The 25,197-nt window shown below is 62.3% G+C and carries 24 protein-coding genes; 14 read left to right on the top strand and 10 right to left on the bottom strand.

From position 1 onward, the window contains the following. The first annotated feature begins 84 nt into the window (after nt 1-84). The 4 genes from TU80_RS10685 to TU80_RS10670 are packed head-to-tail and all read left to right on the top strand — an operon-like array spanning nt 85 to nt 4,747. The gene (locus tag TU80_RS10685; protein WP_057004443.1) at nt 85-558 is read left to right on the top strand and encodes a MarR family winged helix-turn-helix transcriptional regulator; all 474 of its coding nucleotides are present in this window, start codon (nt 85-87) and stop codon (nt 556-558) included. Further along, nucleotides 555-2,006, top strand: coding sequence for an efflux transporter outer membrane subunit (locus tag TU80_RS10680; RefSeq protein ID WP_046382877.1), 1,452 nt, complete (start codon nt 555-557; stop codon nt 2,004-2,006). Before TU80_RS10685 ends, TU80_RS10680 begins: the two co-directional genes overlap by 4 nt. Nucleotides 2,007-2,021: 15 nt before the next feature. Then, on the top strand, nt 2,022-3,218 hold the full coding sequence (locus TU80_RS10675) for an HlyD/EmrA/EmrK family protein (RefSeq protein ID WP_057004442.1): 1,197 nt from the start codon (nt 2,022-2,024) through the stop codon (nt 3,216-3,218). After that, on the top strand, nt 3,218-4,747 hold the full coding sequence (locus TU80_RS10670; protein WP_057004441.1) for a DHA2 family efflux MFS transporter permease subunit: 1,530 nt from the start codon (nt 3,218-3,220) through the stop codon (nt 4,745-4,747). The genes TU80_RS10675 and TU80_RS10670 overlap by 1 nt, the downstream gene beginning before the upstream one ends. Nucleotides 4,748-4,909: 162 nt before the next feature. Here TU80_RS10670 and lpxH read toward each other — a convergent pair whose 3' ends face one another. Both lpxH and TU80_RS10660 read right to left on the bottom strand, forming a co-directional pair. Further along, nucleotides 4,910-5,659, bottom strand: a complete 750-nt coding sequence (gene lpxH / locus TU80_RS10665) for a UDP-2,3-diacylglucosamine diphosphatase (RefSeq protein ID WP_057004440.1) — start codon at nt 5,657-5,659, stop codon at nt 4,910-4,912. Beyond that, nucleotides 5,656-6,159, bottom strand: a complete 504-nt coding sequence (locus TU80_RS10660; RefSeq protein ID WP_057004439.1) for a peptidylprolyl isomerase — start codon at nt 6,157-6,159, stop codon at nt 5,656-5,658. The genes lpxH and TU80_RS10660 overlap by 4 nt, the downstream gene beginning before the upstream one ends. A 248-nt stretch (nt 6,160-6,407) precedes the next feature. On the opposite strand from TU80_RS10660, the gene TU80_RS10655 reads away from it, so the two are divergent. The 3 genes from TU80_RS10655 to TU80_RS10645 all read left to right on the top strand — a co-directional run bounded on the left by TU80_RS10655 (nt 6,408) and on the right by TU80_RS10645 (nt 10,196). Continuing rightward, on the top strand, nt 6,408-8,105 hold the full coding sequence (locus TU80_RS10655) for a glutamine--tRNA ligase/YqeY domain fusion protein (RefSeq protein WP_017848095.1): 1,698 nt from the start codon (nt 6,408-6,410) through the stop codon (nt 8,103-8,105). A gap of 14 nt (nt 8,106-8,119) precedes the next feature. Beyond that, nucleotides 8,120-9,508 (top strand): cysteine--tRNA ligase, encoded by a 1,389-nt coding sequence (cysS, locus tag TU80_RS10650; RefSeq protein ID WP_017848094.1) that lies wholly within the window; start codon nt 8,120-8,122, stop codon nt 9,506-9,508. Nucleotides 9,509-9,737: 229 nt separating this feature from the next. Beyond that, a complete protein-coding gene (locus tag TU80_RS10645; RefSeq protein WP_046385231.1) occupies nt 9,738-10,196 on the top strand; it encodes an HIT family protein in 459 nt (152 codons plus the stop codon). A 127-nt stretch (nt 10,197-10,323) separates the two neighbouring features. Here the strand turns inward: TU80_RS10645 and TU80_RS10640 are convergent, their stop codons facing one another. The 7 genes from TU80_RS10640 to TU80_RS10610 form a co-directional block, all read right to left on the bottom strand. Beyond that, the gene (locus TU80_RS10640; protein ID WP_017848092.1) at nt 10,324-10,662 is read right to left on the bottom strand and encodes a Na+/H+ antiporter subunit G; all 339 of its coding nucleotides are present in this window, start codon (nt 10,660-10,662) and stop codon (nt 10,324-10,326) included. Beyond that, the gene (locus tag TU80_RS10635) at nt 10,659-10,937 is read right to left on the bottom strand and encodes a K+/H+ antiporter subunit F (RefSeq protein WP_017848091.1); all 279 of its coding nucleotides are present in this window, start codon (nt 10,935-10,937) and stop codon (nt 10,659-10,661) included. The genes TU80_RS10640 and TU80_RS10635 overlap by 4 nt, the downstream gene beginning before the upstream one ends. Beyond that, complete coding sequence (locus tag TU80_RS10630) at nt 10,934-11,422, bottom strand: Na+/H+ antiporter subunit E (RefSeq protein ID WP_017848090.1); 489 nt, start codon at nt 11,420-11,422, stop codon at nt 10,934-10,936. Before TU80_RS10630 ends, TU80_RS10635 begins: the two co-directional genes overlap by 4 nt. Further along, on the bottom strand, nt 11,419-13,101 hold the full coding sequence (locus TU80_RS10625; protein ID WP_046382882.1) for a monovalent cation/H+ antiporter subunit D: 1,683 nt from the start codon (nt 13,099-13,101) through the stop codon (nt 11,419-11,421). The genes TU80_RS10630 and TU80_RS10625 overlap by 4 nt, the downstream gene beginning before the upstream one ends. Further along, on the bottom strand, nt 13,098-13,442 hold the full coding sequence (locus tag TU80_RS10620; RefSeq protein WP_007986256.1) for a Na+/H+ antiporter subunit C: 345 nt from the start codon (nt 13,440-13,442) through the stop codon (nt 13,098-13,100). The genes TU80_RS10625 and TU80_RS10620 overlap by 4 nt, the downstream gene beginning before the upstream one ends. Beyond that, nucleotides 13,442-16,363, bottom strand: coding sequence for a monovalent cation/H+ antiporter subunit A (locus tag TU80_RS10615; protein ID WP_017848088.1), 2,922 nt, complete (start codon nt 16,361-16,363; stop codon nt 13,442-13,444). The genes TU80_RS10620 and TU80_RS10615 overlap by 1 nt, the downstream gene beginning before the upstream one ends. Nucleotides 16,364-16,574: 211 nt before the next feature. Then, the gene (locus TU80_RS10610) at nt 16,575-17,504 is read right to left on the bottom strand and encodes a DMT family transporter (RefSeq protein WP_017848087.1); all 930 of its coding nucleotides are present in this window, start codon (nt 17,502-17,504) and stop codon (nt 16,575-16,577) included. 92 nt (nt 17,505-17,596) lie between these two features. Between TU80_RS10610 and TU80_RS10605 the strand changes: the two genes are divergently transcribed. The 4 genes from TU80_RS10605 (at nt 17,597) to TU80_RS10590 (ending at nt 21,284) form a co-directional block, all read left to right on the top strand. Further along, nucleotides 17,597-18,160 carry a helix-turn-helix domain-containing protein gene (locus tag TU80_RS10605; RefSeq protein WP_017848086.1) on the top strand — a complete coding sequence of 188 codons (564 nt, stop codon included), beginning with the start codon at nt 17,597-17,599 and terminating at the stop codon, nt 18,158-18,160. A 155-nt stretch (nt 18,161-18,315) separates the two neighbouring features. Then, nucleotides 18,316-19,512, top strand: coding sequence for an SfnB family sulfur acquisition oxidoreductase (locus tag TU80_RS10600; RefSeq protein WP_057004438.1), 1,197 nt, complete (start codon nt 18,316-18,318; stop codon nt 19,510-19,512). Nucleotides 19,513-19,524: 12 nt separating this feature from the next. After that, nucleotides 19,525-19,884 carry an acyl-CoA dehydrogenase gene (locus tag TU80_RS10595; RefSeq protein ID WP_046382885.1) on the top strand — a complete coding sequence of 120 codons (360 nt, stop codon included), beginning with the start codon at nt 19,525-19,527 and terminating at the stop codon, nt 19,882-19,884. Continuing rightward, nucleotides 19,884-21,284: an LLM class flavin-dependent oxidoreductase gene (locus TU80_RS10590; RefSeq protein WP_057004437.1), complete on the top strand. Its 1,401-nt coding sequence runs from the start codon at nt 19,884-19,886 to the stop codon at nt 21,282-21,284. Before TU80_RS10595 ends, TU80_RS10590 begins: the two co-directional genes overlap by 1 nt. Before the next feature lie 71 nt (nt 21,285-21,355). On the opposite strand, the gene TU80_RS10585 is transcribed toward TU80_RS10590, so the two are convergent. Next, nucleotides 21,356-22,255, bottom strand: a complete 900-nt coding sequence (locus TU80_RS10585) for a hypothetical protein (RefSeq protein ID WP_057004436.1) — start codon at nt 22,253-22,255, stop codon at nt 21,356-21,358. Nucleotides 22,256-22,635: 380 nt separating this feature from the next. On the opposite strand from TU80_RS10585, the gene TU80_RS10580 reads away from it, so the two are divergent. The 3 genes from TU80_RS10580 to TU80_RS10570 are packed head-to-tail and all read left to right on the top strand — an operon-like array spanning nt 22,636 to nt 25,195. After that, nucleotides 22,636-23,547, top strand: coding sequence for an AMP-binding protein (locus TU80_RS10580; RefSeq protein ID WP_046382888.1), 912 nt, complete (start codon nt 22,636-22,638; stop codon nt 23,545-23,547). Further along, the gene (locus tag TU80_RS10575) at nt 23,544-24,314 is read left to right on the top strand and encodes an ABC transporter ATP-binding protein (RefSeq protein ID WP_057004435.1); all 771 of its coding nucleotides are present in this window, start codon (nt 23,544-23,546) and stop codon (nt 24,312-24,314) included. The genes TU80_RS10580 and TU80_RS10575 overlap by 4 nt, the downstream gene beginning before the upstream one ends. Beyond that, on the top strand, nt 24,314-25,195 hold the full coding sequence (locus tag TU80_RS10570) for a branched-chain amino acid ABC transporter permease (RefSeq protein WP_057004434.1): 882 nt from the start codon (nt 24,314-24,316) through the stop codon (nt 25,193-25,195). Before TU80_RS10575 ends, TU80_RS10570 begins: the two co-directional genes overlap by 1 nt. Nucleotides 25,196-25,197 lie beyond the last annotated feature (2 nt).

Below are 25,197 nucleotides of genomic sequence, written 5' to 3'. Positions count from 1 at the left end.
TAATCATTTCATTTGACATTAGCTGCCTAAGCAGTAATATCTCGTCACACATTCGCTGCCTAGGCAGTAATAAGGTGACTTCCGATGAAACACTTCACCCCGGACAACTTCCACAACTGCCGCCTCGGGCTGTTGCTGGGCCGTGCGGCGATCCTTAAAGACAAAATCATCGACATCCATATGGAACCGCACGGCATCACCGCCGCGCAGTTCAAGGTGTTGATCATCATGGCGCAGTTCGGTGTCGACACCCCGGCGGAGCTGTGCCGCCACCTGTCCCTGGACAGCGGTTCGATGACCCGCATGCTCGATCGCCTGGAGCAAAAAGGCCTGCTTGATCGCAAGCGTTCGGCGCTGGACCGTCGCCAAGTGCAACTGGTGTTGACCGACGACGGCCAGCGCCTGGCGGACAGGCTGCCGTACATCGGCGCCGAGGCGTTGAACCAGTTGGCCTGCGCACTGGAGCCGGGTGAATTGCAAACCCTGGAAAAGATCCTCATGAAAATGCTGATAGCTGCCGGTGATCCGATCACCCTGCAGCGGGTAGGTAAAGCATGAACACACGTGCCCTTTGCCTGGTGCTGGCGGCCATGAGCATGGCCGGTTGCGCCAATTTCAGCGGCCTCGACACCCAGGGCCAACGTCTCGACGCGAACACCCTGCAGACCGGTAAGTCGTTGACCGGCGTGACCCTGTCGAGCGCTGCCTGGCCCAGCGCCGACTGGTGGAAAAGCCTCGGCGATCCGCAGCTCGACGGTTTGATCCAGGAAGCCCTGCAAAACAGTCCCGACATGCAAGTGGCCAGCGCCCGTGCCCACCAGGCCGAAGCCGCCGCCTATGCCGCCAACGCCGCACGCCTGCCGACCCTGGACGCCAGCGCCGGTGTGAGCCGTTCGCGCCTGGCCAGGGACAAGGACCCGCTGGGGCAGGGCGATGCCTACTCGACGGTGCGAAACATCGGCGCCAGCTTCAACTACAACTTCGACCTCTGGGGCGGCCAGCGTGCTGCCTGGGAAGCCGCGTTGGGCCAGGCCCGCGCCGCCGAAGTCGACCAGCAGGCCGCGCGCCTGACCCTGGCGGCCGATGTGGCCAAGGCCTACAGCGACCTGGGCCAGGCGCATATCGTGCGGGACCTGGCCAATGACGACCTCAAGCGCACCCGGCAAATGCTCAGCCTGAGCCAGCGCCGCCTGAACTCGGGCATCGACAGCCGGTACCAGTACCAGCAGACCGAAAGCCTGGAAGCCAGCTCCCAGTCGCAACTGATCGATGCGGAAAAACAACTGCAGAGCGCGAAAATCGCCCTGGCGGTATTGCTCGGCAAAGGCCCGGACCGCGGCAACGAACTGGCGCGCCCGGCGGTGCTCAAGCCCAGCGTCGTCGCCGTGCCCTCGGTGCTGCCCGCCGAACTGCTGGGCCGGCGCCCGGACCTGATCGCCGCACGTTGGCGGGTGGAAGCGGCGAGCAAGAACATCGCAGCCGGCAAGGCCAGCTTCTACCCCAACCTCAACCTGAGCGCGAGCGCCGGGGCCGAGTCGTTGCTGGGGGATGCGATGTTCGGTTCGGCCAGCCGCTTCTTCAACATTGCGCCGACGATTTCGCTGCCGATTTTCGATGGCGGCCGCCTGCGCGCCAACCTCGATGCGCGCGATGCCGACTATGACCTGGCCGTGGCCCAGTACAACAAAACCCTGGTGCAAGCCCTCGGCGATATCGGCAACAGCCTTTCACAACTGCGCGAAACCGGTCGGCAGATCCAGGCCCAGCAACACGCCGCGGACATTGCCCAGCAGTCCTACGACACCGCGATGCAGCGTTACAGCTCCGGGATCGGCAACTACCTGGACGTGCTCAGCATCGAGCAGCAATTGCTGCAGGCCCAGCGTCAGCTGGCGACCTTGAACGCCGCGCAAATCGATCTGTCGATCCAATTGATGCAAGCCCTGGGTGGCGGCTACGACGCCGCAAATGTGGCATCGACCACCCCAGCTACACGCACGGAATAATTTGAGGTAACTGACATGGCCACTGCCGAAAGCAACAACGCAACGGGAACGCCCGATAACAACCCGCGCAAACGCAAAGTCATGCTGGTCGGCCTGGTGCTGATCGTCATCCTCGGCGTGGTCGGCGTGTGGGGTTGGTATGAACTCTACGGCCGCTTCAATGAAAGCACCGACGACGCCTACGTGAACGGCAACGTGGTGGAAATCACCCCGCTGGTCACCGGCACCGTGGTCAGCATCGGCGCCGACGATGGCGACCTGGTCCACGAAGGCCAGGTGCTGATCAACTTCGACCCCAACGACGCGGCGGTCGGCCTGCAAAGTGCGCAGGCCAACCTGGCCCGCACCGTGCGCCAGGTGCGGGGCTTGTACAGCAACGTCGACGGCATGAAAGCCCAGGTCAATGCGCAGAAAGCCGACGTGCAAACTGCCGAGGACAACTACAACCGGCGTAAGACCCTGGCCCAGGGCGGGGCGATTTCCCAGGAAGAACTGTCCCACGCCCGCGACAGCCTGACCGCGGCCAAGAATGCCCTGACCAACCTTGAGCAGCAGCTCAAAAGCAGCAACGCCCTGGTCGACGACACGGTGATCTCGTCCCATCCGGACGTGCAAGCCGCCGCCGCGCAACTGCGCCAGGCCTACCTGGCCAATGCGCGCAGCACCCTGATCGCCCCCGTCACCGGCTATGTGGCCAAGCGCACCGTGCAACTGGGCCAGCGCGTGCAGCCGGGGACGGCGTTGATGGCGGTGATCCCGCTGAACCAGTTGTGGATCGACGCCAACTTCAAGGAAACCCAACTGCGCAATATGCGTATCGGCCAACCGGTGGACATCGAAGCGGACATTTACGGCAGCGATGTGAAGTTCAGCGGCACCATCGACAGCCTCGGCGCCGGCACCGGCAGCGCGTTTGCCTTGCTGCCTGCGCAGAACGCCACGGGCAACTGGATCAAGATCGTGCAACGGGTGCCGGTACGCATCCACGTCAATGCCGAAGAACTGGCCAAACACCCGCTGCGGGTGGGCTTGAGCACGGTGGTCAGCGTCGACCTGCATGACCAGAGTGGCCCGGTACTGGCGCAACAGGCGCCGCAAAAGGCCTCGTTCACCACCAACGTGTATGACCGCCAGTTGGCCGAAGCCGATGCCATGATCACCCAGTTGATTCATGACAACAGCCTCGCCGCGCCCAAGGCTGTGCAACGCTGATGAGCCATAACGCGTCCTTCTCGCCACCCAGCTTGGTGATGGCCACGATTGGCCTGTCGCTGGCGACCTTCATGCAGGTGCTCGATACCACGATCGCCAACGTGGCGTTGCCGACCATTTCCGGCAACCTTGGCGTGAGTTCGGAGCAGGGCACCTGGGTGATCACCTCGTTTGCGGTGAGCAACGCCATTGCCCTGCCGCTGACCGGCTGGTTGAGCCGGCGCTTCGGCGAGGTGAAGCTGTTTCTCTGGGCCACCGTGCTGTTTGTGCTGGCCTCGTTTCTCTGCGGTATTTCCACGTCGATGCCCGAGCTGATCGGCTTTCGGGTGTTGCAAGGCCTGGTGGCGGGGCCGTTGTACCCGATGACCCAGACGTTGCTGATCGCGGTCTACCCGCCGGCGAGGCGCGGCATGGCCCTGGCACTGCTGGCGATGGTCACGGTGGTGGCGCCGATTGCCGGTCCCATCCTCGGCGGCTGGATCACCGACAGCTACAGCTGGCCGTGGATCTTCTTCATCAACGTGCCCATCGGCATCTTTGCGGTGATGGTGGTGCGTTCGCAGTTGAAGAAACGCCCGGTGGTCACCAGCTACCAGCCGATGGACTATGTGGGGTTGTTGAGCTTGATCGTCGGGGTCGGCGCGTTGCAGATCATCCTCGACAAGGGCAACGACCTGGACTGGTTCGAATCCAACTTCATCATCGTGGGGGCGGCGATTTCGGTGATTGCCCTGGCGGTGTTCATCATCTGGGAGATGACCGACAAACACCCGGTGGTCAACCTGCGGCTGTTTGCCTACCGCAACTTCCGCATCGGCACCATCGTGCTGGTCCTCGGCTACGCGGGCTTCTTCGGCATCAACCTGATCCTGCCGCAGTGGCTGCAAACCCAGATGGGCTACACCGCGACCTGGGCCGGCCTGGCCGTGGCGCCGATCGGTATTCTGCCGGTGCTGATGTCGCCGTTTGTCGGCAAGTACGCGCACCGATTCGACCTGCGCGTCCTGGCGGGCCTGGCGTTCCTGGCGATTGGCTTGAGCTGCTTCATGCGCGCCAGCTTCACCAATGAGGTGGACTTCCAGCACATCGCCCTGGTGCAGCTGTTCATGGGCATCGGCGTGGCGCTGTTCTTCATGCCGACCTTGAGCATCCTGATGTCCGACCTGCCGCCGCACCAGATCGCCGACGGCGCCGGCCTGGCGACGTTCCTGCGGACCCTGGGCGGCAGCTTCGCGGCCTCGCTGACCACCTGGATCTGGATTCGCCGCGCCGACCAGCACCATGCGTACATGAGCGAGAACATAACCACCTACGACGCGGCGACCCGCGATGCGTTGAATGCGTTGGGCGGCGCGGGGCAAAAGGCCTACGCCCAACTCGAGCAGATCCTCACCAGCCAGGCGTACATGATGTCCACCGTGGATTACTTCACGTTGCTGGGGTGGATGTTCATGGGCTTGATGCTGCTGGTGTGGCTGGCCAAACCGCCGTTTACCGCGAAGGCGGGACCGGCTGCATCAGGGCACTGATCAGCCAAGGCTGGAATGCAATCAGCCAGGGCTGAAATGCAATCAACCAGGGTTGGAATGCAATCAACTGTGGGAGGGGGCTTGCCCCCGATAGCGGTGTATCAGTCAGCCTATTTGAAGCTGACCCACTGCCATCGGGGGCAAGCCCCCTCCCACAGTTGATCAGGCGCCGGGCAGTGCCAGTTGCGGATTGACGAAGTCAAACGCCGCCAGCTGAAACCCTTGCTCATCCACCTGCAATGCCCAGCCTTGCTTGTCCCAATCCCCCAGCACAATACGCTTGGCCGCCTGATCTCCGATCTGCAACTTATGAATGGCGGGGCGGTGCGTATGGCCGTGGACCAGGGTACGCACACCGAACTGCTGCATCACCCGCGGCACTTCTTCGGGGGTGACGTCGACAATGTCGTTGGCCTTCATCCGCGTCTGCGCCCGGCTTTCGTTGCGCAGCTTGCGCGCCAGTTTGTGGCGGGTGCGCAAGGGCAGGTGACGCAGGATAAACAGCACAATCGGGTTGCGCAGGATGCGCCGCAGCTTCATATAGCCGACGTCGCGGGTGCAGAGGCTGTCGCCGTGCATCAACAGCACCGGCTCGCCGGCGAGTTGCACGACGCTCGGGTCCTTGAGCAGCTTGGCGCCTGCGGCTTTGCAGAACGTCTTGCCGATCAGGAAGTCGCGGTTGCCGTGCATGATGAAAATCGCGGTGCCGCTGTCGCTCAGTTCGCGCAGGGCCGCGCAAATCGAGCGCTGGAAAGGGGTGATCCCATCGTCGCCAACCCAGGCTTCAAAGAAGTCCCCGAGGATGTACAACGCCTGGGCGCCACGGGCGCGGCCGTGGAGTAAATCCAGAAACGCCCGGGTAATGTCCGGGCGCTCCTCTTCCAGATGCAAGTCTGAAATCAGCAATATCACTCAATGATCTCGGCTTTCTCGATGATCACGTCGTCTGCTGGCACGTCTTGGTGGCCGGCTTTGCTGGTGGTGGCAACGCCTTTGATCTTGTCGACGACGTCAGTGCCTTCGGTGACTTTACCGAACACCGCGTAGCCCCAGCCCTGCACGTTCTTGCCGCTGTGGTTGAGGAAGGCGTTGTCGGCGACGTTGATGAAGAACTGCGCGGAGGCCGAATGCGGCTCCATGGTACGGGCCATGGCGACGGTGTATTTGTCGTTGGAAAGGCCGTTGTCCGCTTCGTTCTGGATGCTTGGGCGCTTGTCTTTCTTTTCTTTCATGCCAGGCTCGAAACCGCCGCCCTGGACCATGAAGTTGCCGATGACACGGTGGAAAACGGTGTTTTCGTAGTGGCCGGCTTTCACGTATTCAATGAAGTTGGCGACGGTGATCGGCGCTTTCTCGTCGTTCAGCTCGATGACGATGTCACCGTGGTTGGTGGTCAGTTTGACTTGAGGCATGTGTACTACTCTTTTCAGGGAATTCGTGGGTTTGGGCGCTGTGCGCCTGACCTGTTTGGCTAAACGTTGGCCAAGACGCGCAGTTTAGCGTGCCCTGCGGGAATTTCGAGGTGGTTTTTTACCGCCCGGGCAATTAAAGCAGCAGTTTTTGGCCGCACCCTGTCAGGCGGTTGACCGCTTCGGCTATGATAAGCCCTTTGTTTTATCTGGCCTGCCCAAGGCCACGTACTCGTCTGTTCAAGGATAATATGAGCAAGCCCACTGTCGACCCTACCTCGAACGCCAAGGCCGGTCCTGCCGCCACGGTCAATTTCCTGCGCCCGATCATCCAGGCGGACCTGGATTCGGGCAAGCACACGCAGATCGTCACGCGCTTTCCGCCGGAGCCCAACGGCTACCTGCACATCGGTCACGCCAAGTCGATCTGTGTGAACTTCGGTCTGGCCCAGGAGTTCGGTGGCGTCACGCACCTGCGTTTCGACGATACCAACCCGGCCAAGGAAGACCAGGAATACATCGACGCCATCGAAAGCGACATCAAGTGGCTGGGCTTCGAATGGTCCGGTGAAGTGCGCTATGCGTCCAAGTATTTCGACCAGTTGTTCGACTGGGCCATCGTGCTGATCAAGGCCGGCAAGGCTTACGTCGACGACCTCACCCCTGAACAGGCCAAGGAATACCGTGGCACGCTGACCGAACCGGGCAAGAACAGCCCGTTCCGCGACCGTTCGGTGGAAGAGAACCTGGACTGGTTCGCCCGCATGCGCGCCGGTGAGTTCGCAGACGGTGCCCGTGTACTGCGTGCCAAGATCGACATGGCCTCGCCGAACATGAACCTGCGCGACCCGATCATGTACCGCATCCGCCATGCCCATCACCACCAGACCGGTGACAAGTGGTGCATCTACCCGAACTACGACTTCACCCACGGCCAGTCGGACGCCATCGAAGGCATCACCCACTCCATCTGCACCCTGGAGTTCGAAAGCCACCGTCCGCTGTACGAATGGTTCCTGGAGCACCTGCCGGTTCCGGCACACCCGCGCCAGTACGAATTCAGCCGCCTGAACCTGAACTACACCATCACCAGCAAGCGCAAGCTCAAGCAACTGGTGGATGAACAGCACGTCAACGGCTGGGACGACCCGCGCATGTCGACGCTGTCGGGCTTCCGCCGTCGCGGCTACACGCCCAAGTCCATCCGCAACTTCTGCGAAATGGTCGGCACCAACCGTTCCGACGGCGTGGTCGACTTCGGCATGCTCGAATTCAGCATCCGTGACGACCTCGACCACAGCGCCCCGCGCGCCATGTGCGTGCTGCGCCCGCTGAAAGTCGTGATCACCAACTACCCGGAAGGCCAGGTCGAGAACCTCGAACTGCCACGCCACCCGAAAGAAGACATGGGCGTGCGCGCACTGCCGTTCGCCCGTGAAATCTACATCGACCGTGACGACTTCATGGAAGAGCCGCCAAAAGGCTACAAGCGCCTGGAACCTACTGGCGAAGTGCGCCTGCGCGGCAGCTACGTGATCCGCGCCGACGAAGCGATCAAGGACGCTGCGGGCAACATCGTCGAACTGCGCTGCTCGTATGATCCAGAAACCCTGGGCAAGAACCCTGAAGGCCGCAAGGTCAAGGGCGTGATCCACTGGGTGCCGGCCGCCGCCAGCGTCGAGTGCGAAGTGCGTCTGTACGACCGTCTGTTCCGTTCGCCGAACCCTGAGAAAGCCGAAGACAGCGCGAGCTTCCTCGACAACATCAATCCGAACTCCCTGCAAGTACTCACGGGTTGTCGTGCCGAGCCATCCCTTGGCAACGCACAGCCGGAAGACCGTTTCCAGTTCGAGCGCGAAGGCTACTTCTGCGCGGATATCAAGGACTCGAAACCTGGCCATCCGGTATTCAACCGTACCGTGACCTTGCGTGATTCGTGGGGCCAGTGATTTAAGGAACCGTCGTGCTAACGATCTACAACACGCTCAGCAAGAGCAAAGAAGTCTTCAAACCGCTGGATGGCAACAAGGTACGCATGTACGTGTGCGGCATGACCGTGTACGACTACTGCCACATCGGCCACGGCCGCAGCATGGTCGCCTTTGACCTGGTGACCCGCTGGTTGCGTTTCAGCGGCTACGACTTGACCTATGTGCGCAACATCACCGACATCGACGACAAGATCATCAACCGCGCCAAGGAAAACGGCGAGCCGTTCGACGTCCTGACCGCGCGCATGATCGCCGCCATGCACGAGGACGAGGCGCGCCTCAACATCCTCAAGCCGGACATGGAACCGCGTGCCACGGACCATATCCCGGGCATGCACGCGATGATCCAGACCTTGATCGACAAGGGCTACGCCTACGCTCCAGGCAATGGCGACGTGTACTACCGCGTCGCCAAGTTCATGGGCTACGGCAAGCTGTCGCGCAAGAAAATCGAAGACCTGCGCATCGGCGCGCGCATCGAAGTCGACGAAGCCAAGCAAGACCCGCTCGACTTCGTGCTGTGGAAAGGCACCAAGCCCGGCGAGCCAAGCTGGGAATCGCCTTGGGGCGCCGGGCGTCCGGGCTGGCACATCGAATGCTCGGTGATGTCCACCTGCTGCCTGGGCGAGACCTTCGACATTCATGGCGGCGGCAGCGACCTCGAGTTCCCGCACCACGAAAACGAAATCGCCCAAAGCGAAGCCGCCACCGGCAAGACCTACGCCAACGCCTGGATGCACTGCGGCATGATCCGCATCAATGGCGAGAAGATGTCCAAGTCCTTGAACAACTTCTTCACCATCCGCGACGTGCTGGAAAAGTACCACCCGGAGGTGGTCCGCTACCTGCTGGTGTCCAGCCACTACCGCAGCGCGATTAACTATTCGGAAGACAACCTCAAGGACGCCAAAGGCGCCCTGGAGCGTTTCTACCACGCGTTGAAAGGCCTGCCCTCCGTGGCGCCGGCCGGCGGCGAAGCGTTCGTGGCCCGCTTCACCGAAGTGATGAACGACGACTTCGGCACACCGGAAGCCTGCGCGGTGCTGTTCGAGATGGTGCGCGAGATCAACCGCCTGCGTGAGAGCGATCTCGACGCCGCGGCCGGTCTGGCTGCACGCCTGAAAGAACTGGCCAGCGTGCTGGGCGTGTTGCAGATGGAAGCCGACGACTTCCTGCAAGCCGGCGCCGAAGGGCGTGTGGATGCGGCTGAAGTGGACGCGCTGATCCAGGCGCGCTTGACGGCGCGGGCCAACAAGGACTGGGCGGAGTCCGACCGGATCCGTGACCAACTGACCGCGATGGGTGTGGTGTTGGAAGACGGCAAGGGTGGGACGACGTGGCGCTTGGCTGATCAGGCTTGATAAGTAAACGCTGAATGAAAAACGCCCCGACTGGTTCGGGGCGTTTTTCATTTTGGGTTCAGCGAAACATGCGCGAAGGGCCGGTCTTCGTAACGCTGTCGGAACACGGCTTCGAGCGGTAGCCAACCTGCGACGTTCTGGAAAAAGCCCATTTGCTTTGACGCCCGCCCAATCCTGGCTTTAGATGGTCGACCAGACCAAGCCCATGATGAAACTGACGGTGATTCAAATGGATTGTATTTTCTGCAGCATTGTCCGAAAAACCTCCCCGGCCCATATTCTGTGGGAAGACCAACAGCATATGGCCTTCCTGTCTATTTTCCCCAACACGCCCGGTTTCAGCGTGGTGATCCCCAAGCAGCACTACGGAAGCTACGCCTTCGCCCAGTCGGATGAGGTGCTGGCAGGTCTGGTGGTGGCGGCGAAGAAAACCGCGCAGCAGATCGACCGGGCGTTTCCCGATGTGGCGCGCACGGGGATGATTCTGGAAGGCTACGGGGTGGATCACCTGCATGCGAAGCTGTTTCCCATGCATGGGACGGGGCAGGACAGTGACTTCAAGCCCATCAGTTCCAGGGTCGACAAGTTCTTTGATCGCTACGAGGGGTACATCTCGTCCCACGATTTTGTGCGGGCGGATGATGCCGAATTGGCGGAGTTGGCGGCACACATCCGATCCTTCGCCTAGCCTCGATCCAAATGTGGGAGGGGGCTTGCCCCCGATAGCGGTGTGTCAGCGACAGCTGCATTCACTGACACCCTGCTATCGGGGGCAAGCCCCCTCCCACATTTTTTTGACCGTGTCGCATCAGAACTCAGCGACGGCTGCTGACCTCGGCGGGCACATCGTCACCGGCCATGCGCTTGCGGAACAGCGCGGTGCGCGCCAGCAGCAGCGTCGTCACCGGCACGGTGATCGACAGCAAAATCGGGATCAACCACCCGTGCAACACCGGCCCGGACTTGAGCACCGAAAAGTAGATAATCGACGCCAACGCCACGCTCCACGCGCCCAGCGTCGAGGCCAGTGCCGGCGGGTGCATGCGCTGGAAGAAATCCTTCATGCGCAGCAACCCGATTGCGCCAATCAGGGCAAACACGCTGCTCAGCACCAGCAACACGGCCACGCACACTTCAACCCATAACGGCATCATTCGATCACCTCGCCACGCAGCAGGAATTTGGCCAGGGCAAATGACCCGACAAAGCCAAACAGCGCAATCAACAGCGCCGCTTCGAAGTAGGTATCACTGGCATACCGAATGCCCAGCACCAGCATCATCAGCATCGCCAGGATGTACAGGTAGTCCAGCGCCAGAACCCGGTCCTGGGCCGATGGGCCTTTGAACAGGCGCACCAGTGTCAGCGCCATGGCCAGCGAGAACAGGAACAGGCTGAACAGGATCGCATTGGAGAGCAGGGCGCTCATTCGAAGATCTCCATCAAGGGCCGTTCGTAGTCGTGTTTGAAGTGCTGGATAAACTGCGCTTCATCGTCCAGGTCGAAGACGTGCAGCAGCAGGATGCTGCGGTCCAGGGCGAGTTCCGACCAGACGGTGCCGGGGGTCACGCTGGTGATCATCGACAACACGGCCAGGCCGTTGGCGTCGCGCAGGTCCAGGGGGATTTTGATAAAGCGCGAACGCGGTGGCCGCGAGCCGCACACCAGCACGCCCCAGGCGACTTGCAGGTTGGAGATGATCACGTCACGCCCCACCCGGAAGAACAGGCGGATGATCACCCCGGGGCGGCGGATGCGGATCGGCAGCGGGCGCAGCGGCGCCATCAGCAGCGGCGCGAGCAAACCCAGTAGCGCGCCCAGTAACAGGTTGCCGGGGCTGATCGACAGGTTCAGCAGCAGCCACAACACCCACAACGCCAGCGATAACCACGGGGCCGGGAACAGGCGCTTCATGGCTGCACCTCCAGCGCTGCGGTCTTGGCTTCAGGGCTGGGCACCGGGCGCGTGGCCATGACCGCCATCACATACTGTTCCGGGTTGTTCAGGCTCTTGGCGGTGTCCAGGGTGTAGCGCATCAGCGGCTCGGCCTTGAAGGTCAGCAGGATGCTCAGGCCGAGCAGGAAGAAGATCGGCACGCACTCATAACGGCGCAGCAGCGGTGACGGGCGTTCTTCCGGGGTCCAGAAGCGCTGGATGCCCAGGCGGGCGAAGGCGATCAGCGAGGCCAGGCCGGACAGGATCAGCAACGTCACCAGGCCCCACGCGGCAGGGCGGACAGGCTCATCCAGCGCATGGCCCAAGCCCGGCGGATTGACCAGCGCGCTCAACAGGCTGAGCTTGCCGATAAACCCCGACAGCGGCGGCATGCCGATGATCAGCAGGGCGCAGGCGACAAAGCTCAAGCCGAGGAAGGCCATGGTCCAGGGAATCACCTGGCCGACCACGGCTTTCTGTTCGTCATCGAGGTTCACGCCGGGGCGCGGATGCAGGGATTCCATGGCTTTGGGCAGCGCATCGATCTCTTCATCCAGCGGCAGGTCGTTGGCCGAGCGCGAGCGTTCGATCAATTCGGCCAGCAGGAACAGCGCACTCAACGCCAGCGTGGAACTGACCAGATAGAACAGTGCTCCGGCTGTCAGGCTCGGCTGGGCGAACCCCACCGACGAGAGCAGGATGCCGGCCGAGACCAGGATGCTCAAGCTGGCCATGCGCTCCAGGCGCTGCGCCGCCAGCATCGCCAGCGCCGCGCAGATGATGGTCGCCATGCCGCCGTACACCAGCCAGTCGCCGCCGAACAGCGCCGACGCCCCGGCCTGGCCGGAGAACAGCAGGGTCCACAGGCGCAGCACGGTGTACACGCCGACCTTGGTCATGATCGCGAACATCGCTGCCACCGGCGCGCTGGCCGATGAGTACGCCGGCGCCAGCCAGAAGTTCAGCGGCCACATGCCGGCCTTGGCCAGGAATGCGGTGGCGAGGATCGCCGCACCCGCGTGCAACAGGCCGCGATCGGCCTCTGGCACCAGCGGGATTTTCAGCGCCAGGTCCGCGAAGTTCAGTGTGCCGGTGACGCCATAGATCATCGCCGCGCCAATCAGGAACAGCGACGAGGCCAGCAGGTTGATCGCGATGTAATGCAGCCCCGACGACACCCGCGCCCGGCCGGAACCGTGCAGCATCAAGCCATAGGAGGCCGCCAGCAACACCTCGAAGAACACGAACAGGTTGAACAGGTCGGCGGTGAGAAAGGCACCGTAGAGGCCCATCATCTGGATCTGGAACAACGCATGGAAACTGGTGCCCGCACGGTCCCAGCGCGCCATCGCGAACAGCAACGCACTCACGCCGATGATCCCGGTGAGCACCAGCATCAGCGCCGACAGTTGGTCCACCACCAGCACGATGCCGAACGGCACTTGCCAGTTGCCGGGCAAGTACACGCCGATCGAACCGGGGCCGCCTTGTTGCGTCCAGTACAACAGCAAGATGGCGATAGCGAGGCCGAGCATGCTCGAGAACAGGTTGATACGCGCCTTGAGCGGGCGGTGCTTCTCGCCGAGCATCAGCATCAGCGCGGCGGTCAGCAACGGCAGCAGGATCGGCGCGACGATCAGTTGGTTGACCCAGGTCATTCCTTGGGCTCCCGGCCGTCCACATGGTCGGTGCCGGTCAGGCCCCGCGACGCCAGCAGTACCACGAGGAACAGCGCGGTCATGGCGAAGCTGATCACGATCGCCGTCAGCACCAGCGCCTGGGGCAGCGGGTCGGTGTAGTGCAGCAGGTCTTGCGGCACGCCGTCCTTGATGATCGGCTCCTTACCGATAAACAGGCTGCCCATGCTGAAAATGAACAGGTTGACCCCATACGACAACAGGCACAGACCCATCACCACCTGGAACGTCCGTGGCCGCAGGATCAACCAGACGCCGGAGGCCGCCAGGACCCCAATGGCAATTGCGATGACTTCTTCCATCAGGCGGCTCCTTCCGGTGTGGCAACGGTTTTCGGCTGGTTGCTCGGTTTATGGGCCCGCACCGATTGGTGACCGAGGGCGGTGAGCATCAGCAGCGTCGAGCCGACGACCATGGCGTACACGCCGACGTCGAAGAACAGGGCGCTGGCGATATGGATGTCGCCCAGCACCGGCAAGCTGAGATGCCAGGTGTGGGTGGTGAGGAACGGGTAGCCGGCGAACAATGCGCCGAGCCCGGTCAGGGTCGCCGAGAACAGGCCGAAGCCCATCCAGCGCATCGGCCGCAGACTCATCTGCGCCTCGACCCACTGGGTGCCGGCGACCATGTATTGCAGGATAAACGCCACCGACATCACCAGGCCCGCGACGAAACCACCGCCCGGTTGGTTGTGGCCGCGCATGAACAGGTAGAACGACACCACCAGCGCAATCGGCAGCAGCAGGCGCACCAGCACCGCTGGCACCATCATGTAGCCCAGGGCGGTGTCGCTGGCCTGGCGCGGGTTGATCAGGTCGGTGGCCACGTCCGGCGCGAGTTGGCGCTGTTGCGCGGGCAGTTGCATGCTTTCCTTGGAGGGGCGGAAGCGTCGCAGCAGGGCATACACGGTCAGCGCCACGGCGCCGAGCACGGTGATTTCGCCGAGGGTGTCGAAGCCACGGAAGTCCACCAGCATCACGTTCACCACATTGCTGCCGCCGCCTTCGGGGAGGGCGCGGCTCAAGTAGAACGAGGAAATGTCGTTAGGCGTCTGGCGGGTCAGCATCGCGTAGGACAGCAGCGCCATGCCGCCACCGACCACGGTGGACAGCAGGAAGTCGCGCAAGCGGCGAATGCGTGCCTTGCGCAGCGTACTGGGCAGTGGCGACACTTCTTCGATCCGCCGTGGCAGCCAGCGCAGGCCCAGCAGGATCAGCACGGTGGTCACCACTTCCACGACCAGTTGCGTCAGCGCCAGGTCCGGCGCCGAGAACCACACGAAGGTGATGCAGGTCATCATGCCGCACACGCTGACCATGGTCAGGGCCGCCAGCCGGTGGTACTTGGCCTGCCAGGCGGCGCCGAGGGCGCAGGCAATCGCCAGCAGCCACAGGGTGACGAACACGATGGAGCCCGGGATCTTCGGCCGGTCGCCCCAACTGAGGCCGCTGTTGAGCAGCGGGATCAGCCCGCCGATCACGGCGACCAGCACCAGCAGGAACAACTGCGTCTGCAGGCGCTTGGTGCTGATGCGTTTCTCGATTTTGCGCGCGCCGCGCATCATCAGCACCAGGCAGCGCTCGAAGCCGCGCTTGCCGTTGAAGTAGCTGATCACCGGCGGGTACTTGAAGCGCCCGCGCTTGAGTTGCTTGCGCAGCAGCAGGTAGAGCAGCACCCCGCCGCACATCGCCACCAGGCTCATGATCATCGGCGCGTTCCAGCCGTGCCAGATGGCCAGGCTGTATTGCGGCAACACGCCGCCGACGACCGGCAGCGCGGCGGCGGCGAGGATCGAGCCGACCACCTGGGCCGGGAAGATCCCCACCAGCAGGCAGGTGAACACCAGCAGCTCCACTGGCGCGCGCATCCAGCGGGGAGGCTCGTGCGGGGTGTGGGGCAGGTCCGTCGCGGGCGGGCCGAAGAACACATCCACGGTGAAACGCAGCGCGTAGGCCACGCTGAACGTGCCGGCGATGGTCGCGATCACCGGCAGGGCGATTTCCACCCAGGCGGTCGACGAGATGAATACGGTTTCAGCGAAGAACATCTCTTTGGACAGGAAGCCATTGAGCAACGGCACGCCGGCCATGGACGCACTGGCCACCATCGCCAGGGTCGCGGTAAACGGGATCAGGCGCACCAGGCCGCTGAGCTTGCGGATATCGCGGGTGCCGCTTTCGTGGTCGATGATGCCGGCCGCCATGAACAGCGAGGCCTTGAAGGTAGCGTGGTTGAGGATATGGAACACCGCGGCGACAGCGGCCAGTGGGCTGTTGAGGCCGAGCAGCAGGGTGATCAGGCCGAGGTGGCTGATGGTGGAGTAGGCCAGCAGGCCCTTGAGATCGTTCTGGAACATGGCGCAGTAAGCGCCGAGCAGGAGGGTCAGGGCGCCGGCGCCGCCGACGAGCCAGAACCATTCTTCGCTGCCGGACAGCGACGGCCACAGGCGGGCCAGCAGGAACACGCCGGCCTTCACCATCGTCGCCGAATGCAGGTAGGCCGACACCGGTGTCGGTGCCGCCATGGCGTGGGGCAGCCAGAAGTGGAACGGGAACTGCGCGCTTTTGCTCAGCGCGCCGATCAGCACCAGGGCCAGCATGACCGGGTACAGCGAGTGCGCGCGAATCTGATCGCCCGCCGCGAGGACCAGGTCCAGGTCATAGCTGCCGACGATATGCCCCAGCAGCATCACGCCGGCCAGCAGGCACAAACCGCCCGCGCCGGTGACCATCAACGCCATGTAGGCACCGCGCCGCGCATCGGCGCGGTGGTGCCAGTAACCGATCAGCAGGAACGAGAACAGGCTGGTCAGTTCCCAGAAGAACACGATCTGGATCAGGTTGCCGGAGATCACCAGGCCGAGCATGGCCCCCATGAATGCCAGGAAAAACGCAAAGAAGCGCGGCACCGGATCGTCCGGCGACATGTAGTAACGCGCATACAGCGACACCAGCGTGCCGATGCCGAGCACCAGCATCGAGAACAGCCAGGCGAAGCCGTCCATGCGCAAGACGAAATTCACGCCCAGGCTGGGCAACCACATGAATTCTTCGCGGATCACCCCGCCGTGGGCGATTTGAGGGTAGAGCAGGGCGACTTGAACAGTACCGATCAGGGCGATGAGGCCGGCCAGCAAGGATTCGGTGTTACGTGCGTTGTGCGGCAGCAAGGCCGCCAGACAGCTGCCGATAAAAGGCAGAAGCAGTAGAACTATCAGGGACATAGGCTTCTAATCTGCGGGAGTTTGGGATGCATCATACGTGCCGCTTTCTTGATCACCAAACGGCAACGTGTGGCAGGATCCTACAAGGTAGGCTGAAAACGCCCATTTGGCATTGTTTCAGCTAACCCTCACCCACGCGCGCCAGCGCCTGATCGTGGACGCTGGGCGTGCCCGGGATGGCGATTTGACAGCCACCGCCCGGGCTAGGACCTTACCCCTGCTGTTCCTGTTCCCGCGCATTTTGCAATTCGATCGCCTTCTGCCCGCGCGTCTTCAACTCACTCACCACCACCGCCGCCACGATCAACGCCGCCCCGACCATGGCAATCGGCGGGAACCGCTCCCCGGCAATCCGCCCAACCACGCCGGCCCACACCGGTTCCCCGGCATAAATCAATGTGGCCCGCGTCGGCGAAACGCTTTGCTGCGCCCAGTTCATCGCCACCTGGATCACCGCGCTGGTCAAGCCCAGGCCCACCGCGCTGAACAACAGCAACCAGGAGAACCCCGGCAACGCCTCGCCCATCGGCACCACCATGAGGAACGACAACAACGACGCCGTGGCCAGTTGCACCACGGTCACCCGACGCACGTCCACTTGCCCGGCAAATGCGCTGATCAGGATGATCTCGGCGGCAATTGCCACCGCGCCGATCAGCGTGGCGATCTCGCCGGGGCTGAAATTCAGCGAAGCACCGGCCGGGCCGGTCAACAGCATCAACCCGGCAAACGCCAGCATGATGCCAATGCTCGGCATCAACCCTGGCCGACGACCCAGCACCAGCCATTGCAACAACGGCACGAACGGGACATAGAGCGCGGTAATGAACGCCGACTGGCTACTCAGAATCGTCTGCAGGCCGATGGTCTGCAGCCCGTAGCCAAACATGATCGCCACGCCGATAAACACGCCGGCTTTCAACTCGAACAGGGTCAGGTCGCGCAGGGTGCGCAAAGAGAAAAAACCGACCGCGATCGTCGCCGCAGCAAACCGCAGGCCCACGAAAAACATCGGCCCGCTGACCGTCATGGCGTGCTGCACCAGCAAAAAGGTGCCGCCCCAGATCATGGTGATGAACACCAGGATGCATTCGGCTTTGCTGAAGCGGTTGAAACGCGAGGGAGCATTCGGGGTGGTCATGGCGGCTCAGTCTTGCAAGGGAAGGGCGCGGACCGCACAATGCGCCGCACGCTGGGCAGTATACTGCGCACACCCACCCATTGAGCAATATAGTGCACAAAGAAAATCCGCAACGGGCCTCGGTCCTGCAGCATGTCAGCCAGAATGTTCGTCGCCTGCGTCATGCCGCCGACTTGAGCCAGACCGCGCTCTCGGAAAAGTCCGGGGTCAGCCGACGCATGCTGGTGGCCATCGAGGCTGGCGAGAAAAACGTCAGCCTGTCCACCCTCGACCGCGTCGCCGAAGCGCTGGATGTGGCTTTCAGCGACCTGATCCAGGCCCCGGATGCACCTGACCATAGCCGTATCAACGAACTGGCCTGGGCCGGTGACATCCCCGGCAGCAAAGCTGTATTGCTTGCCAAGGCCACGGCGCGGCGTGAAGTCGAGCTGTGGGAGATGCGCCTGGAGCCGGGCGATTGCTACAGCCCCGAGCCGGACCCGGATGGCTGGAGCGTGCAGTTGTTCGTGTTCGAAGGCCGCCTGACATTGGTGCTGGATGGTCAGGAAAAACCGGTCGGCGCCGGTGAGTTCTTCATGTTCGCCAGCCGCCAGGCCCACGCCTATCGCAATGACGGCGACGTGGCGGTGCGCTTTGTGCGCAATGTGGTGATCTGACTGTTGACCCGCCAACAGCGGATGGACACTTTGCTCGATCGCAGGCGGGTTCCCTTGCATTAAAATGACGGCAACCTACTGATCTTATTGAAGATTGGTTTCGGGCACGACTCCTGCAATCACTCCAGTATCCCCTTGGACTCTGGAGTCGGCCCATGTCAGCCCACCCTCAACACCCTGCTCATATCATCCGATCAGACGCCGAAGCCATCGCGGTCGCTACGCGCCTGGCCGAACGCTTCGCCGTCGAGGCCAGCGTGCGCGACCGCGAGCGGCGCCTGCCGGTCGCTGAACTCGACGAATTTTCCGCCAGCGGCCTGTGGGGCATCACCATCCCCAAGGCCTATGGCGGCGCCGAGGTGTCCTATGTGACGGTGGCAGAGGTGATCAAGTTGATCGCCGCCGCCGATCCGTCCCTGGCGCAGATCCCGCAGAACCACCTGGGGGTGGTGGATATCCTGCTGCAAACCGGCAGCGAGGAGCAAAAACTCCACTACTTCGGCAAGGTCCTGGCCGGCTACCGTTTCGGTAACGCTTTCTCCGAAGCCAAGAGCAAGAACGCCGGCACCTTCGACACGCAGATTCGCGTTCACGCCGATCATGCGCAGATCAATGGCGAGAAGTTCTACTGCACCGGCGCGCTGTTCGCCCATATCGTGCCGGCGGTGGGCACCAACGAACAGGGCAAGGCCTTGATTGCCTTCGTCGAGCGCGATGCGCCGGGCCTCACGGTCATCGACAGCTGGGATGGCTTCGGCCAGCGCACCACCGCCAGCGGCGGCGTGACCCTCGATGGCGTGACGGTGCCGCTGAGCGCGGTGATTCCCGCGCACCTGGCGTTCGACCAACCGACCGCTGACGGCCCGATCTCGCAGATCATCCAGGCCGCGATCGATACCGGCATCGCCGTGGGTGCCCTCGAGCAAGCGAAAGTCTTCGCGCGCCAGGCCCGCCCATGGATCGACAGCCAACAGGATCACGGCTGGCAGGACCCATTCACCATCGCCGCCATCGGTGATCTGGAATGGCGCGTACACGGCACCGAAGCGATTCTCGCCAAGGCTGGCAAGGCGGTCGACCAGGCCCTCGCCGAACCGAACGAAGACACCGTCGCCAACGCCTCGCTGATCGTCGCCCAGGCCAAAGTGCTGTCGGCCGAAACCGCGTTGCTCGCCAGCAGCAAGCTCTTCGAGCTGGGCGGCACCCGCTCGGTGACCGGCAAGCACAACCTCGACCGCTTCTGGCGCAACGCGCGCACCCACACCCTGCACGACCCGGTCCGCTGGAAATACCACCTGATCGGTAACTTCGTGCTCAACGGCGACAAACCCGCACGCCATGCCTGGAACTGAGGAGCCTGCCCCATGAATGCACTGACCCAACCCACCGCGCTCGACCAGGCTCGCCAATTGCTGGAGAGCACCCGACGTGTGCTGCAAAAAAGTGATGACCCTTATGTAATCAGCCGCTTCGGCGACTGGCAGATCCGCGTGGAGGTGGCCGCCGCCTTGCTGGAATACGCCGAAACCCACCCAACGCCTGTCGCCGCCACCGAAGCGCAGATCGCCGCCGCCGAAGCCTTGCTGTTCGCCAGCGCCGCCGAATTCGAACTGACCGGCCAGCGCAGCGCGTTGCCGTCGCCCCTCGAAGAGCCGCTGCGCTGGAAGTACCAGCTTGTCGGCAACTACCACCTCAACGGTGTCGCCCCCGGGAGGACTGCTTGATGTCCCGTGAAATCCGCTTGAATGCCTTCGACATGAATTGCGTCGGCCACCAATCCCCCGGCCTGTGGGCACACCCGCGTGATCGCTCGTGGCAGTACAAGGACCTGGAGTACTGGACCGACCTGGCGAAAATCCTCGAGCGCGGCAAGTTCGACGGCCTGTTTATCGCCGATGTGCTGGGCATCTACGACGTGTACAACGGCAATGGCGACGCGGCGATCCGCCAGGCCACTCAAGTGCCGGTCAACGACCCGCTGTCGCTGATCGCGCCGATGGCGCTGGTCACTGAACACCTGGGTTTTGGCCTGACTGCGTCGTTGTCCTTCGAACACCCGTATCCGTTCGCTCGACGCCTTTCCACGCTCGACCACCTGACCAAAGGCCGTGTCGGCTGGAACATCGTCACCTCTTACCTGGAAAGCGGCGCCAAGAACCTCGGCCAGAACGCCCAGACCGAACACGATGCGCGCTACGACTACGCCGAGGAATACCTGGAGGTTTGCTACAAACTCTGGGAAGGCAGCTGGGAAGAGGGCGCCGTGCTGCGTGACCGCGAGCGGCGGATTTTCAGTGACCCGAGCAAGATCCACGAGATCCGCCACGTCGGCAAACACTTCCAGGTGCCCGGCATCCACCTGTGCGAGCCGTCGCCGCAACGCACGCCGTTGCTGTACCAGGCGGGGGCGTCCAGCCGTGGCAAGCAGTTCGCTGCCGAGCAGGCCGAGTGCGTGTTTGTCGCCGCACCGTCCAAGACGCTGCTGAAAAACACCGTCGCCGACATTCGTCGCCGCGCGGCCGAGGCCGGGCGTGATCCGCGCAAGATCCTGATCTTCAACCTGCAGACGGTGATCGTCGGCGAGACCGACGCGAAGGCCAAGGCCAAGTTCGACGAGTACAAATCCTACGTCAGCTACGAAGGCGCCATGGCGCTGATCTCCGGCTGGACCGGCATCGATTTCAGCCAGTTCAAGCCCGACGAACCGCTCAAGCATGTGCATACCAACGCGATTCAGTCGGCGGTGGAAGCCTTCTCCACGGCGGACCCGAGCAAGGTCTGGACGCCCAAGGAACTGGCCGACTGGGTCGGTATCGGCGGCTTTGGCCCGCTGTTTGTCGGCAGCCCGGAGACGGTCGCGGACTTGTTGCAGGAGTGGGTGGAAGACACCGATGTGGACGGCTTCAACCTGGCCTATGCGCTGACCCACGAAACCTTTATCGACGCGGTGGAACTGCTGGTGCCGGAGTTGCAGAAGCGTGGGGTGTACAAGAAGGAATACGCCCAGGGCACGTTGCGCGAGAAGTTATTTGGTGAAGGTGCAAGGTTGCCCGAGTCCCACCCAGGCAGCGGTTATCGCGTATTGGCAAATGTGCAGAAAGATAGAACTGCTGCGCGTGCCTGATTCAACCGAGCGAAAGGGCCCTCGGGTGTTGCGCATGACACGCAACACCCGAGGGAAGATGACAAATACGTTTATTGTTCCAGGTTGAAGCTTCCATTGTCAGCTCTTAAAACGAGTTGGCTGCCATCACCAAGTTCGGCGGTGCCGACAAAGTTGAATGTTCCAGAAAGTTTGCCTTTAATCGCCTCGAAATCTGGAATTGAATTGAATGTGACCGTACCGCTTTCAGCGCTCCAAACGAAACCTTCAAGGATATGGAAGAAAAACAGACGGACCTGTTTGCTTTCAGGACTAAAGCTGTAGGTGCCGCGTGAAAGGCCTTCGGCTATGTTGATGGATAATACATAGTCCTTAAAGTCGGGTTTCGACGTGAACTGTCGTGACCAGGCCTGTAGATAGGCAGGGAAACTACCCGTCTCTCCTCTTTTATTAAACCCTGTCTCATTAGACTCATAGCGCTCATTAATCGACTCGCTGAGGTTACACGCCACCAAACCGCTGGCTCTGGCTTTCTTGTCCTCGGTAAATCCTTGGAGTTTCATCTCGCCCTGGGTAAGAGAGACTGTTTTTGAACCGCTTTGTGCTGCAAATTCGAAGGTTGACTCCACTGTCTGCAGGGTGCTGTTCAGCGTGACCGTCACACTTCCGCTGATGGCGGTGTAAGGGCGAAATGACGAGGAGGTTGCTTTTGTCCATGACGCATTGGCTTTCCCCTGCGCACCATGGTCGTCAACGATTGCGTAGGTTTTTTTTACAACGTCACCCTCGTTAGGCAACCACAGCGAAATATATTGATATTGACCAAGATGGTCTTCATCGCTTGCGCCTGAGATATACCATCTGTTTGTTTGTTCATCCAGATAGAAATAGAAGCGTGTGCCCTCGAAACTGTTAAAGTCCTCGTCGTCATTCACTATTGCACTGGCTGTGCCTGAAGTGGCTTTTGGCTTGGTTTTATTCGAGCTGCTCATAAGCGGCTCTCCTTTGTTGTGACGTGGGTTCGGCTTGAGTCTATTAAGCGGGCAACACAATATCTACTGTCAAAAATGACAGGTATAACGTGATCGTTTCTAATAGCGAAAGTGGTTATTCGGAACACATGTTTGAATGCCGGTGACTTATCAATTCCGACCCCGCTCGGCAGGGTGTTCGCTGTTGCTACAGCAACAGCGAAGAAGCACTTTGTGCTGTGTCAGCTTCATAACTGTTGATGAACGCCTGGGTTATACGGCGTTTTATATCGGCATGGTTCCTGCTTAGTCTTTATATCAACGCTATCGACTTTCCGTTCAATCCTCATTCAGCCAGCGGACCACCGCACGCTTACCCACCCAATAGGAGCATCACCCCTATGAGCGTGCATGTACTCAAACCTCCGCCGGCTCTGGAATGGCCGGCCGAGTTGCTCGGTCAGTTGCCCACGGCCCTGGAACAACTGCGCCATTGGGCACAGATCACGCCGCTGCACACCGCCCTGCGCCACAAGCGCCAGGGCCAGTGGTACGCCTGGCGCTGGATCGATGTGTTGCGCGATGTCGAGCGCCTGGCCGATGGCCTGCGTCAGCACGGGTTCAGCGAACAATCGCAACTGGCGCTCAGCGGGGCTTTCGAGCCCAACCTGTTATTGCTGGCGCTGGCCGCCCAATCGGTCGGCGGCCAGGTACTGACCCTGGCCGATGACTTGGAGCCCGAGGCGCTGCGCCAACAACTCTGGCGCATTCGCCCGAGCCATTCCTACGTGCAGGGGCGTCAGCAGCAGCGGCACTGGCAGTCGGCCAACCTGGTGGATTTCGCCCAAGTGCTTGGTGCGACCGACCCGGCCCGGCACCTCAGCCGCTGGTGGCAGCCGGCCGGCGAGAGCGTGCTGTGGAGCGAGGAGGGCACTCACTGGCAAGGCGGCCTGGCGGTACTGCTGGCGCAATGGCTGAACAGCGGTCACGGGCTGGCCTTCCCGGAAAGCCTGGCATCGGCCCGGCGTGATCGCGGCGAAGCCGCGCCCACCGGCTTGCTGTTGTCACCTGCGCGCCTGCAGCACTTGGCCGACGACATCGAAAGCCGCCTGGCGCCCCACGGCACCTGGCGCCGACGCCTGTGTGAGTGGGCCATCGCCCAGCCGCACAGCGGCCTGCGCCGTCTGCTGAAAAACCGCGTGCGCAAACTGCTGGGCTTTCAACGCCTGGCCTCTATCTGGCAGCCACCCAGCACGGGCAAGTCCGTTGTCGAGCCGGTGTGGCTGGCTGAATTCAAACGGGACATCGCATGAGCCAAGCCATTCTCCAGGTGCGGGATATCTCGCTGTCGTTCAAAGGGGTCAAGGCGATCAACGCGCTGTCCTTCGATGTCCAGCGCGGCGAAATCTGCGCGCTGATCGGCCCCAACGGCGCCGGCAAGAGTTCGCTGCTCAATGTGCTCAACGGCGTGTATCGCTTCGATGCCGGCGAGATCGTGTTCGAGCAGCAGCACTTCCACCGTATCGACCCGTTGGGCGCCGCGCGTCGCGGCATTGGGCGGACCTTCCAGAACAACGCGCTGTTCAAAAAGATGAGCGTGCTCGACAACATCCTCACCGGCCTGTCGCGGCATATGAGCACCCGCTTTATCGAACAGGCCCTCGGCTTGCCCCGCGCACGGCGCGAGGCCGAAGCGTTCCGCCGGCGTGCCCAGGGCATTCTCGAGTTTCTTGAGTTGCAGGCCCACCGTGATGTGCCGGTCGGCAACTTGTCCTACGGCCTGCAGAAACGCGTGGAACTGGGCCGGGCGCTGATCGCCGGGCCCAGCCTGCTCCTGCTGGATGAGCCCATGGCTGGGATGAACGCCGAGGAGAAACAGGAAATGGCGCGCTTTGTCGCCGATGTGAACCGCGACCTCGGCACCACCGTGGTGTTGATCGAACACGACATGGGCGTGGTCATGGGCCTGTCCGACCATGTGGTGGTGCTCGACTACGGGCGCAAGGTCGGCGACGGCACCCCTGCGCAAGTGCAGGCCAACCCCGACGTGATCGCGGCGTACCTGGGAGTGGTCCACTGATGACGTTCTTTTTCGAAACCCTGCTCTGCGGCCTGCTCGCCGGCACCCTGTACTCGCTGGTCGCCATCGGCTTCGTGCTGATCTACAAGGCCAGCGGCGTGTTCAATTTCGCCCAGGGCTCGATGCTGCTGTTTGCCGCCCTGACCTTCGTCAGCCTGCACGAGCAGGGCGTGCCGTTTGCCCTGGCGCTGTTGCTGACGGTGGTGGTGATGATCGTCGGCGCCTTGCTCATCGAACGCCTGGTTCTGCGCCCGCTGGTGAACCGTTCGCAGATCACCCTGTTCATGGCCACCCTGGGCTTGTCGTTCATTGTCGAGGGCCTGGCCCAGGGCTTGATGGGCTCGCAGGTGCGTGCGCTGGACTTGGGCATCGACGACGTGCCGCTGTTCGTCGGGCCGCTGATGCTCAGCCAGTTCGACCTGATCGCCGCCGCAGCCGCGGTGGTGCTGGTGACGGTGCTGGCGCTGCTGTTCAACAAGACCCGCATCGGCGTGTCGTTGCGCGCCGTGGCGGATGACACCACGGCGGCGCTGTCCATCGGCATCAACCTCAACCGTATCTGGCAGATCGTCTGGGCGGTGGCCGGGACCGTCGGGCTGGTGGCCGGGCTGCTGTGGGGCGCGCGTCAGGGCGTGCAGTTTTCATTGTCGCTGGTGGTGCTCAAGGCCTTGCCGGTGTTGATCATCGGCGGCTTTACCTCGATTGGCGGGGCGATTGTCGGCGGGCTGATTGTCGGCGCGGCGGAGAACCTTGCCGAGGTGTATATCGGCCCACTGCTCGGCGGCGGCATCACGCCGTGGTTCGCCTACGCCCTGGCCCTGGCCTTCCTGTATATCCGCCCCGCCGGCCTGTTCGGCGAGCGTGCCATCGAGCGAGTCTGAAA

It is taken from the genome of Pseudomonas veronii (assembly GCF_001439695.1).
GTDB classification, from domain to species: domain Bacteria; phylum Pseudomonadota; class Gammaproteobacteria; order Pseudomonadales; family Pseudomonadaceae; genus Aquipseudomonas; species Aquipseudomonas veronii.
Note: the sequence above shows the minus strand (reverse complement) of the source record. Positions and strands in the feature narration are given on the sequence as shown.

Bases quoted from the DNA above. Each gene is read 5' to 3' on its own strand.
- TU80_RS10685 (WP_057004443.1), top strand. From the start codon at position 85: ATGAAACACTTCACCCCGGACAACTTCCACAACTGCCGCCTCGGGCTG.
- TU80_RS10680 (WP_046382877.1), top strand. From the start codon at position 555: ATGAACACACGTGCCCTTTGCCTGGTGCTGGCGGCCATGAGCATGGCC.
- TU80_RS10675 (WP_057004442.1), top strand. From the start codon at position 2,022: ATGGCCACTGCCGAAAGCAACAACGCAACGGGAACGCCCGATAACAAC.
- TU80_RS10670 (WP_057004441.1), top strand. From the start codon at position 3,218: ATGAGCCATAACGCGTCCTTCTCGCCACCCAGCTTGGTGATGGCCACG.
- TU80_RS10660 (WP_057004439.1), bottom strand. From the start codon at position 6,159: ATGCCTCAAGTCAAACTGACCACCAACCACGGTGACATCGTCATCGAG.
- TU80_RS10655 (WP_017848095.1), top strand. From the start codon at position 6,408: ATGAGCAAGCCCACTGTCGACCCTACCTCGAACGCCAAGGCCGGTCCT.
- TU80_RS10645 (WP_046385231.1), top strand. From the start codon at position 9,738: ATGGATTGTATTTTCTGCAGCATTGTCCGAAAAACCTCCCCGGCCCAT.
- TU80_RS10640 (WP_017848092.1), bottom strand. From the start codon at position 10,662: ATGATGCCGTTATGGGTTGAAGTGTGCGTGGCCGTGTTGCTGGTGCTG.
- TU80_RS10635 (WP_017848091.1), bottom strand. From the start codon at position 10,937: ATGAGCGCCCTGCTCTCCAATGCGATCCTGTTCAGCCTGTTCCTGTTC.
- TU80_RS10630 (WP_017848090.1), bottom strand. From the start codon at position 11,422: ATGAAGCGCCTGTTCCCGGCCCCGTGGTTATCGCTGGCGTTGTGGGTG.
- TU80_RS10625 (WP_046382882.1), bottom strand. From the start codon at position 13,101: ATGACCTGGGTCAACCAACTGATCGTCGCGCCGATCCTGCTGCCGTTG.
- TU80_RS10620 (WP_007986256.1), bottom strand. From the start codon at position 13,442: ATGGAAGAAGTCATCGCAATTGCCATTGGGGTCCTGGCGGCCTCCGGC.
- TU80_RS10615 (WP_017848088.1), bottom strand. From the start codon at position 16,363: ATGTCCCTGATAGTTCTACTGCTTCTGCCTTTTATCGGCAGCTGTCTG.
- TU80_RS10610 (WP_017848087.1), bottom strand. From the start codon at position 17,504: ATGACCACCCCGAATGCTCCCTCGCGTTTCAACCGCTTCAGCAAAGCC.
- TU80_RS10600 (WP_057004438.1), top strand. From the start codon at position 18,316: ATGTCAGCCCACCCTCAACACCCTGCTCATATCATCCGATCAGACGCC.
- TU80_RS10595 (WP_046382885.1), top strand. From the start codon at position 19,525: ATGAATGCACTGACCCAACCCACCGCGCTCGACCAGGCTCGCCAATTG.
- TU80_RS10590 (WP_057004437.1), top strand. From the start codon at position 19,884: ATGTCCCGTGAAATCCGCTTGAATGCCTTCGACATGAATTGCGTCGGC.
- TU80_RS10585 (WP_057004436.1), bottom strand. From the start codon at position 22,255: ATGAGCAGCTCGAATAAAACCAAGCCAAAAGCCACTTCAGGCACAGCC.
- TU80_RS10580 (WP_046382888.1), top strand. From the start codon at position 22,636: ATGAGCGTGCATGTACTCAAACCTCCGCCGGCTCTGGAATGGCCGGCC.
- TU80_RS10575 (WP_057004435.1), top strand. From the start codon at position 23,544: ATGAGCCAAGCCATTCTCCAGGTGCGGGATATCTCGCTGTCGTTCAAA.
- TU80_RS10570 (WP_057004434.1), top strand. From the start codon at position 24,314: ATGACGTTCTTTTTCGAAACCCTGCTCTGCGGCCTGCTCGCCGGCACC.